Here is a 12,403-nt window from a genome sequence, read left to right on the forward strand (position 1 = left end):
CACCTCACGGGAATTCTAATACTTGGAATTCGAATGTTCTTGCCATGCCACTAGGTGATGTCGCTGTAATGCTAGAGGCGCTTAAATCGTATCTCATGAGTTCATTCATGGAAGTACTAGCGTTACTGCTGGTTGAAAAGCTAACAAAGAAAATGGCCTTGTTTGGGTTCACAGTAGATATTGGAATAACGGTTGTTCCTATGCCAGAACTGAACGAACCTGTTTGAGAGGACTTCACCGAAGAAAACTCAATCAATTGCCACGATATGCTTACTCCTTGTGCGGAAGCTGTGTATCTATTAAACGTTATGGTTGTTGCGTCCACGATTTTACATGATGCATATGCCGTGTAGTTAACACCAGAAGAAGGGGTAAACGTGAACATAAGAATAGAGTTTTTCGGGTTTACTGGAGAAACAGTGATCGTTGTCGTTGTACTAGAGGCGGCTATCACCGTAGATCCACTTTGGATACTCTTGATCATACCACCGAGTACATCAGGCTTGGGGATAGGGAAGGTGTTAAACATGATCTTTCCCCCTCTTAGTAGTCTCCACCGAAACACGTCACCAGAAGGCCCGCCGTGAGGGCCGTGCCTACGCAAGCTACGATCTGCGAATTAGGTGGGAGGATCAGCCTCTTGCGGTCCGTACCGTTGAAAAGGATGTCGTAAAATACACTTTCTGCGACTTGGGAGCCGGCGTTGGTAGGAATCGTTTTTTCGAAGAACAGAGAATAATTCGACCCATCCTTGACAAACAGACGAAGCACAGTAGCGGCGGTGTTCGCACCTAAATGAACAATAGAGATGGAATCGACAATGGCACCGTCCGCGCCGGCAGGAAAGACTGGAACCAACGTCCCAGTCCCATCAACGTTCGTATTCGCTGCAAGAACCTTCCCCGACCCGACTTTAGGCTTCGTAGGAAAGATGGAATAATTTCGTGCTATTGGTTCGTATGCTGCCATTGATCATAGCCCCCCGAAATTTTTATAGGCGTAGATTTGCGCTGGAACCGCGCTGATGCTTGCTGCTTTCCTCTCAGATGCAATCGCCACATCCAATTCCGCTTGCGTCGCAGGATCGAAAGAAAGCTTCTCAGGGGTTACGCCGCCATTCTGCAGCATTTCCGTCGTCACGCCGCCAATCGGCGGGTTTCCCAGCATTGCCTCCGTGATCGCCTGTGCAACCTCAGCATGCGTTGCGGAGTTTGTTTCTAGCGTAGTTACCCGGCCATTCGTCTCTGCCAACTGAGCCGCAGTCGCCCCGCCTTGCTCCATAGCCACGATGCGTCCGTCATGGTCGTTGTGACCGGCCACGAGCTGGTCAAGCTCTGCGTCTACCTGCCCGGACCGAATCCGAGAGCCTGCTTGGAAATCGAATAACCTACTGAGCAGTCCCATTCGCGTCATCCTTTCAGTTTCTTTATCTTAAAGACTTGGTTGATCTGGTAAAGAGTGAAGGGCTCGTTCGGGTTATTGCTTGTGATCTCATATTGAATCGTGTAGCCCTTCTTGCGAACACGGATATCCAGAATGACGACGTCTTTGAAGTCCCAGGAAACATCATCCCATTCCGACTCATCCCATACACCGGAGATGTCCGTCGAGATATCTGCTGCGTCGACTTCGATGTCGTCCACCCAAACGCGGACGTTAAACGATGACGATTCGGCTTCGAATTGCTTCGCAACAAACTTGGCCGTCCGGAATTTCTTCACCTGTGCCGGATAGCCGAAATCGAGCTTCTTGGTCTTTATGCGCTCCTGGATAGCCTCGCCGTCATCTGTATTCGCAGTAGGTTCCATCCTGTAGATGTGACCCGTATTGGACGAAAAGTAAAGAACCCCATCCCGTTCGAGGAAGGAGTTCGCTTTGATATTCGTCCATTTCGTCCAGCAGTTCAAGGTCGTATCGAGAATAAGCGTCAGGCCGCTCGGGAAAGAGAGAAAATACTTGCCGTCGAAATATGTCCCGATCGCCTTCGCCTTATCTTCCCTGGAGATACCCGATAGTGTGCGCTTTACGCTCGAAACGATGGTTCCGTTGCTGTCCTTAATCACGGAGATGTCGGATGCGCTGATGTACTCTTTATCGGTCGAATAGAGGCTGTAAATGCAATTGTCGTCCGATAGATAGACCAGATTGTTCCCGACATACGCAACCGATCCCGGAGCTAGGAGGCCACTCGGAACATTCAACCGATGGAGGTCATAGTCGTTGATGGTTCGACCGTCTCCCGTGAGCGACCATACCGTCTTTCGGTTGAACACGATGATCGCGTCGCGGAACACTCGGATCAGCAATGACTCATCGTTGAGCTCGCTCACGAGGTCAAAGAAGAACGCCGCCGGCCAGTAGTCGAAGACCGCATATCCGAGCGTCGGGTCGTGGTGGCAGAAGCTGAGGCGATTCCGCACCTTGTCGTGGGCTAGAGCGAAGATCCGATCCTGCTTGATGGCGATTGACCGGAAGTTCGTCAGGTTAGCCAAGTCATTTAAACCCGGGTCCGTCTGCTCCTGCGTCGTAGCGACCCACGGCTTTACCTCAACCACACCAGGCAGGCTCGGATTGTACGCCTTTAACTTCCCGCCATCGGCGATAAGCACAACGTCCTGTAGGGATCGGTTCTTGTACGTCAACATGTCGGTGTCGCTAGACGTCATTACCGATAGAAAGCGGACGTCTACATCATCTAGCCAGATCGTGCAGGCACCGATATCGACGACGTACTTGAGCCCAATCGAGATGATCGCGGCGCTCCCGGCGACCGTTCCATCATAAGGCATCTCGACGCGCTTCCACTCATTGGCGGATAAAGCAGGTACAGAGAGCGCATAGACGGGAGAGGCGCATGCTGCCGTATTGTCGAGAAGCAGTTGAAGATCGCCCGCATTCGTCGCAACGCTAGATTTGATCCATAGCCTAACGAGTGTTCCTTGGGAGATATCGGTGGCCGGAATAACTTCTGTCGCCAGGATCGTATTTGCCGCTGCCGCCGCAGCCACAACAAGCTTAACGCTTGCATTCCCCGCCTTTTTGTCAGCCGTGTCGATGGAACCTGTTACGTTGGCATTAACCGACTCATCCCATGGATCTTCGCAATCCTCGATCGTTTGATAGCGATAAACGGGAATTGGCTCAAGCGTGCCGCTGTTATCCTTGTACAGGGTGGCATTGGATACCGCAAGCATCTCGGTTGGACCCGCGTTCTTGAAGAAGGTGTAGATCCTCCGAATGGCGCTGGAAAGCGCCGAAACCGTGTACTTCGCGAATCCGAACTTCTTGGTGATGGAGCCCCGGCCAATGATTGCATTTTCCACTTCACATAAGGCATTATCCGGGAGGAGTGCCGGGTCGACAGAATCGTTGTAGCCCGCCGAGAAGTCTCTAAGCGGATAAAGGAGTTTCTGCGTCATCGGCTACCACCCAATTCCCATAAAGTCCTGAATGACAATGAGAGGAGATTTTCTCATCTCGTATATAAACTGCTGCCGTCGTCTCATGTACTCTGTCATCGCGCCGGCTTGCAGGCTTTCTTCTTCGTCTTGGTATCTCGCACGCGCGACGCCGTAGAGGACGAGCAGATCGTGGAAATCTGCACGAATCACTGGAACATCGTCAGCCGTGGAAAGGTGCGGCAGGGCTCCCTCATAAAAGAGCGTTAAGACCTTCGCTTGCTTTGGCATGGGCTGGATGACGATTTCGGAACCGATGACCTTGTATCCGGTCGATATGAAATCGCCTAGAGGCAATTCCCGAAGCTTGTAGGGGACAGCCTGAGAGGTGTCGACTAGCTGATCAATCTTAATGAGATCGGCCGGCTTCGGATAATTCGATTGGCCTGCAACGAGGCTTACCGTCGCTTGCTTCAGGTAGTTCGCGAATGGAGTCAGATCGTCCAAGCAGCGATTCACCCAAGATGTGATGTCCGCTGTGTCCAGATCATCGTCGATATCCTTGTTTACTTCGTTGATGATTTCGGATAGCTTCATGGCGTCCGCTCCTCTCAAACAATAAGGCCGCCCGGTGAAGGACGGCCGTCTCTTGATATGACTTACATAATGACGATTTCTTTGTTGATGCTCTCCCGGATGCGCTTGTTGACGGCCTTCGTCTTCTCGTGACTCTCTTTCCAGATGTCACGGATGACGACCGGCACCTCGAATTCAATGCCGCGAGGAATCGAATAGATGATTCCGTTCCAGCCGACAACCGCAACGTCATCGGGGTTGTTCTCGTCGATCGGGATCTCAATCGTCACCTTCGGCATCTCATCGAGCTGCTGGCGAAGCGATTTCTCCTGCTTGCGAATCTCTGCCTCCAGGTTCGCTTCGGTCTTTGCACCTTGCTCTGCAGCCTTAGCCGCGGCTTTGGCCGCTTTATCTGCTGCCTTCTTAGCGGCGAGTTGTTGCTCGGCGGTCAGTTCTTGCTCATTTTGTTCGATCATGGGTTATCCCTCCAAGGAAAAGGGAGAGCCTTAGCCCTCCCCGTAGAATGATTGATTATACCGTTGCGCCGGATTCGTAGCGGACAATGCAGAGTTCGTTTAGGCGGACAGCCGTGAACGCGCACTTCCATGCGATCGTGTTGAACTGGTTCAGCGGGTCAGATACGCCGCCAGAACCGGCCTTATGGACGATGATGTCCGGCTTGCTGGAACCTTCGATGTCCGGCACGCCATACGCGCCGCGGCCAATGAACAGTGTACCGAATACGTCCGCTCCCGAAGCGCCTGCTCCGGTGAACTTGACGCCGTTGTCCACTTCGATGAAGTAGATGCCGTACATCTGACCGAGCGTGCCTTCCTCGCGGTTCTTCGTGTTGACGTAGGTGTTCTGGTCTTTCCATTCTTGCGTTGTCATGAGGTCCGTAGCGACGTCCGTGTGAATGAACGCCACCCAGCCCATGTTGCCGTTCGGCAGTTTGATCTTCTTGACCTTGTTGCGCTTCAGCGTGCGGCGCACCTTTAGGATGTCCAGAGCCGTGATCTTGTCGGCGGCAGCCAACGTATTCCGAGCGGCCTTGCCGTTCGCGTATACAACGTTGGAGCCCGCGGCAATGACGTCGCGAACGATCGTGTCGATCGACTCCCCAGCGTTCTCGCCCATGAGCTCGGAGACTTCCGTCAGCAGCGGGTCGAAGCCGGTCAGGTTGATGAACTCGGAAATCTTCGTCCAGTTGCCGTATTCCTGGACCGTCGCCGTCAGCGGCGTGATGGAGAGATCGACTCCATCAGGCGTCACGCCTTCCGTCAGTGCCGTCGTGGATACGGCAAGCGAGTTCAGGCGGCGGAACTGCGTAGCCGCGCCCTTGTTCTTCGGGATGTTCTTCTTCTGCCCGTAGTTCATATAGATGAGTTCAGGCGTCAGACGCTCCAGCATTGCGTCCTGGTAATACGTGTGTTGCTCAGCCGTCAAGGCGTTCTGTCCTGCCCCAGCGTTATACGATTGTACATTGGTTGCCATTAGCTATTCAGCTCCTCTTGTGGGTCAGTGTTTATACGTCGCCGCGTTTGACCCTCTCACGCAGCGCACGCCGTTCGGATGGAGATAGAGCAAGGTAGCCCGAGTTCTGATCGGGTGCATCGGCCCCGAGTGGACCGGTTGCGCTCTGCGCATTCTGCTGTAGGTTACGGATCGTCTGCGACTCCGCTTCCTTCGCAGCCTTTGCGACCTTATCTTGATGGGAAGCGATGATGAAGGCGTGCTCAAGCGGATAACCCTTGCTCTTTGCCATTTCAAAGACCTTGTCCGCGTACTGGTCAAAGTCCGGGTTAGATTCACGCAGCCGGCTGATCTCGGCACCGATCTCAAGTTCCAGCTCCTTCAGCTTGAGCTCTTCTTCTTTCTGCTCGAAAGCTTGGATCTTCTCCTTGAGCGGATGGAGTTCCGACCGGATGAAGTCTTCCGGAACGCCAAGCTTCGCGGCCTCTTCCTTGATACGCTGCTCTTCCTCGGCTTTATTGAGTGCTTCAAGATACTCTTCCGCTTTCTCGAAGCCGTAGAATTTCGCAACGCGGTCGAGGTGCTTCGCTTGCTGTTCAAACTGGGTTGCGCGTTCCTGAAGCTTGTCATAGTTCATTCCCTTTTGAATCCATGTCGGGGCTTCCTCAAGCCCGATGACACGTTCCTCGTGGTTGAACTTGACTTTGATTCCGCTCGGCTCGTTTGCCGTGGTCGATGTGGTGGTCGACTCCGGGGTGGGCGTCTCAGACGCGACAGGCGCGGACGTTTCAACGGGAACCGCTTGGCTTTCAGTTGGTGCGGCGCTCTGGTTGGCGCTTTGCAATTCATCAGACATCGTTAATCCTCCCGATCAGCTATGGTTTGCTGAAGTTTGGGTAAAACAAAGGGCCTCCGAAGTCTCATCGGAAGCCCAATTTACAGATATTTCTTATTGTGTTAAAGTGATTACGAAAGCCCTGTGGGAAAGCCTCCCCGGGGCTTTCTTCATCATCCTACGATCTGCCAATCGACAGTCTCAGGTTGTCATAAGAGAATGTATCGTAGTTGATTTCATGTACCGCAAAATATTCGCACACCTTATCGACCAATGGTTGTGAATCATATTTCGTTATGGGGTATTCATTTCCAGCGAAGTCGATCCATGTCTGCGTTAAAGCCCAGCTTATTGCCGTTTGAGTTTCGGCAGGCATGATTATACACATCCCTCGATAAAGCTACTAACCGAGCCTGATGTCGGTGCAGTTGCGAAGGATACACGAACTGTCAGCTTTTGAAGCGGCATACGCAAACCAGTGAAATCTGCGTCGGAAAACATAAATGCCGATCCGGCGTTTACGGTTTTTGATCCACCCATCCCCGCAAAACTGTAGTTCGAGGCTTTTGCGTAAATAATTACTGTTGCTTGTTGGTCCGTTGTGTTGCTGATGATAAGGGCTTTTAGCCCCGGAATCTGCAAAACATCGACATCCACATCATTCGGAGAAGTGTTCCGTATCGCAACCGCATTATGTCCAATTAACTGCTGCGATGCTTTGCTTGCTAACTCCATTCGATAATCGATGTATTCGCCATTCCCTCCCCACTTACCCATCTAATCACCTCGCTTTTATCGTTACCTTCTCATCAACGGTCCGTTCTTCGACTTTCCATACTTCAATTTTCGAACCGCACTTCCAGCAATCAGGAATTCTCTCTCCTTTTTTCGGTTCAGGAACCTCTGGGACTGCCGGCTGGAGTTGTTCAGGCCTAACGTGACTTCCAGTTTGAATCTCTACCACGGTTACATAGAGCGCAGTCCTGCAATTATTACAGCGAACTATACCGCCTGCGGAATATCTCACTTGATCGCACCTTCAGGTACAGCCGCTTGGTGCTTAATCTGCGCTTCGGCCACCTTCGCCCCGGCTCGGATTTCTTCTTTCCGGATCTCGGTAGCGTGGTCCTGTTGCTTCAACGCCATCTGTTGCTGTGATCGCGCTTGCTCGATCTCCATTGGATTCGGCTGCGGATTTTGTGCGGCCGCCTCTGCCTTCGCTCGGAGTTGTTTTAGGAGCCGGTCCTTGAACGGAACAACCGTCTTCGGTGCGAACTCCAAATACTGCTCGGTATCAATGGCTTGCTTGTCATAGAGCTTGTCCAAGGAGGTCATCATGAGCTGCTCGGAATACGTCGAGCTCGGTCCAATGTCGATCTTCAGGTTAAGATTCACGTCAGCATAGTCAGTCCCTCGGAATTCTTCCGAATATGACTGATCTTCATCGTCCTTCAGGTTAACCCGGCGCGTCGTGTTGTATTTCACCTTCCAGAATTGCTCCCAAATGCGACCGACGTCCTCCATCGCACGATAGAAGCGCTTCTTGATCGATTCGATTGGCACGCCTGCCGCTTTTTGAAGAAGCATGATCGCTGTCGCATTCAGATTCCCGCTGCTCATGTCTCCCGTTGAGGCGTCTTGTGCGGAGGAAAGCGACTTCGTATAATCCATGAACGACTCCACAAGCCCCTGAGCAAGGTTCGACACCGGTCCAGGCGTCAGGTACTCAACGCCCTTCGCATTTGGGTCCCCAGAGTTGTTCAGAATCGGCAAACTTGGATCGTTGTTAATCGAATTCGGGTCGACGAAATTCGGATTGACGATCATCTTTGGCCAGCCTGTGAGCTGCACGGACAGAAGCTGCATTGCCATCAAGAAGTTAATTCCCTTTTGGTTCGGAATCAGCCCCTCGGTGTCTCCGATGCCATGGATCGATTTCTTCCGGCGCTCCCACTGCATGACAGCAATCGGATAGAGTTCGAATCCCGTTGACGTTTCAGCCTTAACGAGTTGCTTCGAAGCGACTCGGCAGAATCGAACGCTGCCGTCTTGCTTCCAGTACATCGTTTTAACCGTCACTTTCTTCGTAACGTCGATCTCAACCTTGGCTGCGTCGTATCCTTCATCCTGGGTATCCTTGTCGGCGGTAATAAGCGCGGCCATATCCTTGCTCAACCCATTCGCTTCCGCCTCTTTGCGTACCTGGTCAAGCTGCTCGCGGCTCGTTATCACAATATACGGCTGTTTCTGCACGTCCCGCTGTTGGGGATTGCCGAAATGGACGTTAATCGGATCAAGGACCTCTCCGCGGATCGCGCCGATATACGGTTTTACGGTACCGCCTTTCTTCGAGAGATCCCAGTAATAATGCCATATCCCCGTTCCGATGTTCGCCGCGCCTTCGAGCGCTTCCTCGTTCAGTTCGTCCTGCTTGACTTCCTCCCAAACAGTATCGGAATATCGCGTGAACATGTCTGCCGCGACCGAAGAGAGATCAGCTTCTTGCTCTGCTTGCGGAAGATATGGGTTCGGCATTGTCCCCGCCGACGGCGAAGTCTGGATATCCGGCGCTTCCTCTGGCGTGAATATCATTTTGATGTTCTCGTTCATCACCGAAGAGACTTTGTGATTCTGGATATACCGGATGATGTTGAACACCGGCCGCGGCAGATGCTTCGTCCTCTCCGTCTGAGGCGGCCACTGATCGCCAGCTTTAAAGCGTTCGTATTCCGGCCACTTCTCCAAGAATCCGCGACTTCGGAGGTAGTTAACCCCCGCCTTCTCGCGTTCGTCTACCGTATTCTGAAGCGCCGTCGATTCAATCGGCAGTTTCGATTTTGCCATTAACTCGTTTCACCCTCTTTCGGTCCGTAAAGCCACTCTCCAACGGTATCCGCACCGAGAAGCGCCGCTGCCTGCTGCTGTGGCGAGAGTCCTGCGGCCGGTTTATCACGAGGAAGCGAGCCAATCAGATCGCGGATCATCTTGTTCACGTCCCTGATCGTTTCTTCCTCAAGAAATGGCAGGTTGAGAATTTGGGCTATTTTCAGGATGTTGTCTACCACGTCATATAGCCTCCTTGGTTCGTCTGTCCGTTTTGGAATGGGAACGGCGTCTTCTTGTCTTTCTTGGGCTCAGCGCTCGGCAGCATGCGCATGCCGCAGAAGTACCGAAGAGCGTCCGGAGCGTGCGTCAGCTCGTGGGGTTCGGTCGCAACATCATTCGGGTCCTTCTCATCCCTCTGAAGCTGTGGCAGCGTTCGGATAAGGTTGACGCAGTTCTTGAAGATTTTCAGCCTCGCCGTCTTGTACGTCTCCCCAGTCTGCTCATCCTCTATCTCAAACGGCTTAAGCCACTCCTTGAGGTTTAGCCAACCTTGAACGCGGTCATTACCAGCCTTAGAGAGAACAACTCCATTCTCGCGGAAGATGTCCTCCGCGCTCTTACCGGTTTCCTGTCGCCGGTTCCAGAGATCAGGTGGAGCGTACGTAAGCTTGATAGTCTCGTTCGTAATAGACTTTATCCGCTTTGCGGCGTCGCTGATGATCAGGTTGGACTCGTAAACCTCTTTGTAGATGTAGGCGTTCCCCTGTGTGTCGATCGCCGCCCAATATGCTGCCAGCATGTCCAAGCCATAGTCCATGAATCGGTATCGCTGCCAGTGATCCGGGATCCTGAACGGCTCAACGACGTGAACGTCCTCCCGGAATTCTTCGAAGTAGGTTCCGCCTGGAAGGCCATATTCACCCAGCCCGACAACCTTGAAACGAGCTGGATTCGTCCGTTCCAAGTCTTCGATCAAAGCGCGGTCAGCGTCGTCTAGCCATTCGTTGCATTTGTACGTGGTCGTGAACGTGTCTGCATAAGGATCGACATTGTCATAGAAGCGTGTCTTTGTCCAATGAGAATTGATCCAAGGGTTAAAGCTCAATGTCACTTGTTTGAAGTACCCCGGCGGCAGTTCTCCACGGATGGATTCATCGAAGGTCCGGAATTTCTCTTCACTTTCGATCTCGAATGCCTCTTCAATCCACGCCCAGCATAAAACGCCAATATCGACGGTAATGGATGTTATCTTCAGCGGATCGTCAAACCCTCGAAAGAGGATCTTCTGCCCCGTTGGAATGTATTTCGCCTCTAACGGGCTCTCCGTGAACTTCCACAAATGAAAAACTCCAAGCCGACGCGCCGCCCATTTGAGCACCGCATAAGTGGAGTCCTTGTTGGTGTTATACGTATTACGCACCACAACCATATTGGCTAGTGGGTATTTCATGATATTGTAAATGGACCATAGTCCCATCGTCCGAGACTTTTTAGATGCGCGACCGCCCTTGATGACTCTATAGCGCTTCTTCGACCGCCAGAACTTGCCGTACCCCTTGCCAACGATTGAAGGAAGGTCGATCTCTTCAGTCTTCAAGGGCATCCTCTCCCTTGAACACAACCAGGTTGCCAGAATGTTCTACCTTATCGGCCCAAATTCCATACCGCTTGCCTAAGAGTTCGGCAGCCTTGATGCGGTCCTTACCATCTAGCTCTTTCTTTACAAGGGTTTGCTCGCCCATTCCAAGTCCGAGAGGGATCTGCTCCTGAACCTTCCCACGAAGAACACTCGTCAGGAACTCTAGGACCTCATCCTGCTTTGCGATCCTCTCTTCATCCTTTGAGGCGATCAGACTGTCGATGTAGGCGCGAACGTTAGCATTTGCAAGCAACCGGCTAGCATTCGCCTTCGCAACGTCTGCACTCTTTACCTTGTATCCTGCCTTCAGGTACGCGTCGGTGGCGTTCCCTGATTCGATGAAGAAGTCCGCGAAGCGCTTTTGCTTCTCTGGGAGACTCATCTCATTGCACCTCGCCTCCTGGTTATAGACTGATTCTGTCGTTGTTACGTCTTGCCCATTTGATCGCCTTTGGAATGTCGAAGTTACTACGGCCGTAGCAGGTGATAAGCAACATGGTATTGTCGTCACCTTCTTGAACCCACCAAACACCATCAACGAGAAGGAATTGTTCCTCCTTGTGATAGTTGCCTCCCGCAATCTCGCTTGTCATAAGGTTGCGAAGCTCCGCTCGTCCGATGAAACCAACCCGGTGGCAATACTGATCATAGGCGTGATCCGTTACTCTAACGATTAACTCAAGTTCCATATCTCCTTCCGCCTCTCGGTTTATCAAAAAGAAAAGCCCGCAGCCGAAGCCACGGGCAATCTCGCATGCACCTCGATCCGCATGAGTTTGCACACAACATATTGATCTTGCTCTGCGAGAATGAGAAAGAGCGACCGCCGAACCTCCTTGGAGATTGCCAGTCGCTCTCGAGAGCTTGCACTCTCTTCTCTAGTCCGGACGTTCCGAGCCACAGAAGAAAATACAAAATAGTGGGTTTCGAACCCGTCCCCATCTCCACACGCTCGGCGACTCGCGCCTAAGGTCGTTCAGACCCACCGCATGGCCGGGTCCCGCAAATAATAAGGGATACAGCGGGAATCACCCGAGCTTTCGCTCTATGATCCAACTGTATCCCGATATAACTCGCATATTTGTCGCGCCTTACTCGCATGTTTGTCGCATTTTTCAGTCAATGTACTTTAGGGAGTTAGCCACGGACTCAATTCCCTCGTTGATCTTCCTCGCTACAGTAGCCGGGTGCATATTCCCGAAGTACGCTACCGTTACGACGTATTTCTGCCCCTTGATGTACCTCATCTCGATGATTCGTCGGACTTCCTCATCCAGAATCAGTCTTACGGCTCTCTCGATGCTAGCTGTCGCTTCCTTGTAGGCAGTATAAGCCTTTCTCTGTTTCGGAGCAAGCGTGTCTACCCCTTCTTGCTCCAACGCGCCTACGAGCGACTTCAGCCGACGATACTTGGACAATAGCGTTTTGGTTAGCTTAAACTCTTCCGATGTTGCCTCGGGAAAGAAGTTCAGTTGCATGGCGTTCATGCTTCACCTCTCTTCGGCGCCTTGTATTCGTCCGGATGACGCAGGACATMTTCTTGCACATTTACGGCTATTACCGTAGGAATGGCATTTTTCTTTTTGACGCTTTTTACAACACACCTGACTGTGTTTCCTTCGCCTTTAAGCGCGATTGCACTCGTTGTTGCCTCTC

General features: G+C 52.2%; 16 protein-coding genes. All 16 read right to left on the bottom strand.

Features of this window, described 5'->3' with window-relative positions; all coding sequences use genetic code 11:
- Positions 1 to 4 precede the first annotated feature (4 nt).
- The 16 genes from ELR57_RS27020 to ELR57_RS27095 all read right to left on the bottom strand — a co-directional run bounded on the left by ELR57_RS27020 (position 5) and on the right by ELR57_RS27095 (position 12,234).
- Positions 5 to 529 carry a hypothetical protein gene (locus ELR57_RS27020; RefSeq protein WP_126962924.1) on the bottom strand — a complete coding sequence of 175 codons (525 nt, stop codon included), beginning with the start codon at positions 527 to 529 and terminating at the stop codon, positions 5 to 7.
- Positions 530 to 543: 14 nt separating this feature from the next.
- Entirely contained in the window at positions 544 to 969 is a 426-nt protein-coding gene (locus tag ELR57_RS27025) for a hypothetical protein (protein WP_126962926.1), read from the bottom strand.
- A gap of 3 nt (positions 970 to 972) precedes the next feature.
- Positions 973 to 1,404, bottom strand: coding sequence for a hypothetical protein (locus tag ELR57_RS27030; protein WP_126962928.1), 432 nt, complete (start codon positions 1,402 to 1,404; stop codon positions 973 to 975).
- A gap of 5 nt (positions 1,405 to 1,409) precedes the next feature.
- A complete protein-coding gene (locus tag ELR57_RS27035; RefSeq protein ID WP_126962930.1) occupies positions 1,410 to 3,419 on the bottom strand; it encodes a hypothetical protein in 2,010 nt (669 codons plus the stop codon).
- Between the two features lie 3 nt (positions 3,420 to 3,422).
- Positions 3,423 to 3,995, bottom strand: a complete 573-nt coding sequence (locus ELR57_RS27040; protein ID WP_126962932.1) for a phage adaptor protein — start codon at positions 3,993 to 3,995, stop codon at positions 3,423 to 3,425.
- Positions 3,996 to 4,057: 62 nt separating this feature from the next.
- Positions 4,058 to 4,450, bottom strand: a complete 393-nt coding sequence (locus ELR57_RS27045; RefSeq protein WP_126962934.1) for a hypothetical protein — start codon at positions 4,448 to 4,450, stop codon at positions 4,058 to 4,060.
- Positions 4,451 to 4,505: 55 nt separating this feature from the next.
- Complete coding sequence (locus tag ELR57_RS27050; RefSeq protein WP_126962936.1) at positions 4,506 to 5,468, bottom strand: N4-gp56 family major capsid protein; 963 nt, start codon at positions 5,466 to 5,468, stop codon at positions 4,506 to 4,508.
- 31 nt (positions 5,469 to 5,499) lie between these two features.
- Positions 5,500 to 6,303, bottom strand: a complete 804-nt coding sequence (locus ELR57_RS27055; protein WP_126962938.1) for a hypothetical protein — start codon at positions 6,301 to 6,303, stop codon at positions 5,500 to 5,502.
- Between the two features lie 357 nt (positions 6,304 to 6,660).
- Positions 6,661 to 7,059, bottom strand: a complete 399-nt coding sequence (locus ELR57_RS27060) for a hypothetical protein (RefSeq protein ID WP_126962940.1) — start codon at positions 7,057 to 7,059, stop codon at positions 6,661 to 6,663.
- Between the two features lie 4 nt (positions 7,060 to 7,063).
- The gene (locus ELR57_RS27065; protein ID WP_126962942.1) at positions 7,064 to 7,309 is read right to left on the bottom strand and encodes a hypothetical protein; all 246 of its coding nucleotides are present in this window, start codon (positions 7,307 to 7,309) and stop codon (positions 7,064 to 7,066) included.
- Positions 7,306 to 9,126, bottom strand: a complete 1,821-nt coding sequence (locus ELR57_RS27070) for a hypothetical protein (RefSeq protein WP_126962944.1) — start codon at positions 9,124 to 9,126, stop codon at positions 7,306 to 7,308. Before ELR57_RS27070 ends, ELR57_RS27065 begins: the two co-directional genes overlap by 4 nt.
- Complete coding sequence (locus ELR57_RS27075; RefSeq protein ID WP_126962946.1) at positions 9,126 to 9,347, bottom strand: hypothetical protein; 222 nt, start codon at positions 9,345 to 9,347, stop codon at positions 9,126 to 9,128. Before ELR57_RS27075 ends, ELR57_RS27070 begins: the two co-directional genes overlap by 1 nt.
- Positions 9,341 to 10,705: a PBSX family phage terminase large subunit gene (locus tag ELR57_RS27080; protein WP_202866433.1), complete on the bottom strand. Its 1,365-nt coding sequence runs from the start codon at positions 10,703 to 10,705 to the stop codon at positions 9,341 to 9,343. Before ELR57_RS27080 ends, ELR57_RS27075 begins: the two co-directional genes overlap by 7 nt.
- Positions 10,695 to 11,129, bottom strand: a complete 435-nt coding sequence (locus tag ELR57_RS27085; RefSeq protein ID WP_126962950.1) for a terminase small subunit — start codon at positions 11,127 to 11,129, stop codon at positions 10,695 to 10,697. Before ELR57_RS27085 ends, ELR57_RS27080 begins: the two co-directional genes overlap by 11 nt.
- A 22-nt stretch (positions 11,130 to 11,151) precedes the next feature.
- Positions 11,152 to 11,436: a hypothetical protein gene (locus ELR57_RS27090; RefSeq protein WP_126962952.1), complete on the bottom strand. Its 285-nt coding sequence runs from the start codon at positions 11,434 to 11,436 to the stop codon at positions 11,152 to 11,154.
- A gap of 426 nt (positions 11,437 to 11,862) precedes the next feature.
- Entirely contained in the window at positions 11,863 to 12,234 is a 372-nt protein-coding gene (locus tag ELR57_RS27095) for a hypothetical protein (RefSeq protein ID WP_126962953.1), read from the bottom strand.
- Positions 12,235 to 12,403 lie beyond the last annotated feature (169 nt).

The organism is Cohnella sp. AR92 (genome assembly GCF_003990975.1).
Lineage (GTDB): Bacteria > Bacillota > Bacilli > Paenibacillales > Paenibacillaceae > Cohnella.

Excerpts from the sequence above, each read along its gene's own strand:
- ELR57_RS27020 (WP_126962924.1), bottom strand. The coding sequence starts at position 529 with ATGTTTAACACCTTCCCTATCCCCAAGCCTGATGTACTCGGTGGTATG.
- ELR57_RS27025 (WP_126962926.1), bottom strand. The coding sequence starts at position 969 with ATGGCAGCATACGAACCAATAGCACGAAATTATTCCATCTTTCCTACG.
- ELR57_RS27030 (WP_126962928.1), bottom strand. The coding sequence starts at position 1,404 with ATGGGACTGCTCAGTAGGTTATTCGATTTCCAAGCAGGCTCTCGGATT.
- ELR57_RS27035 (WP_126962930.1), bottom strand. The coding sequence starts at position 3,419 with ATGACGCAGAAACTCCTTTATCCGCTTAGAGACTTCTCGGCGGGCTAC.
- ELR57_RS27040 (WP_126962932.1), bottom strand. The coding sequence starts at position 3,995 with ATGAAGCTATCCGAAATCATCAACGAAGTAAACAAGGATATCGACGAT.
- ELR57_RS27045 (WP_126962934.1), bottom strand. The coding sequence starts at position 4,450 with ATGATCGAACAAAATGAGCAAGAACTGACCGCCGAGCAACAACTCGCC.
- ELR57_RS27050 (WP_126962936.1), bottom strand. The coding sequence starts at position 5,468 with ATGGCAACCAATGTACAATCGTATAACGCTGGGGCAGGACAGAACGCC.
- ELR57_RS27055 (WP_126962938.1), bottom strand. The coding sequence starts at position 6,303 with ATGTCTGATGAATTGCAAAGCGCCAACCAGAGCGCCGCACCAACTGAA.
- ELR57_RS27060 (WP_126962940.1), bottom strand. The coding sequence starts at position 7,059 with ATGGGTAAGTGGGGAGGGAATGGCGAATACATCGATTATCGAATGGAG.
- ELR57_RS27070 (WP_126962944.1), bottom strand. The coding sequence starts at position 9,126 with ATGGCAAAATCGAAACTGCCGATTGAATCGACGGCGCTTCAGAATACG.
- ELR57_RS27085 (WP_126962950.1), bottom strand. The coding sequence starts at position 11,129 with ATGAGTCTCCCAGAGAAGCAAAAGCGCTTCGCGGACTTCTTCATCGAA.
- ELR57_RS27090 (WP_126962952.1), bottom strand. The coding sequence starts at position 11,436 with ATGGAACTTGAGTTAATCGTTAGAGTAACGGATCACGCCTATGATCAG.
- ELR57_RS27095 (WP_126962953.1), bottom strand. The coding sequence starts at position 12,234 with ATGAACGCCATGCAACTGAACTTCTTTCCCGAGGCAACATCGGAAGAG.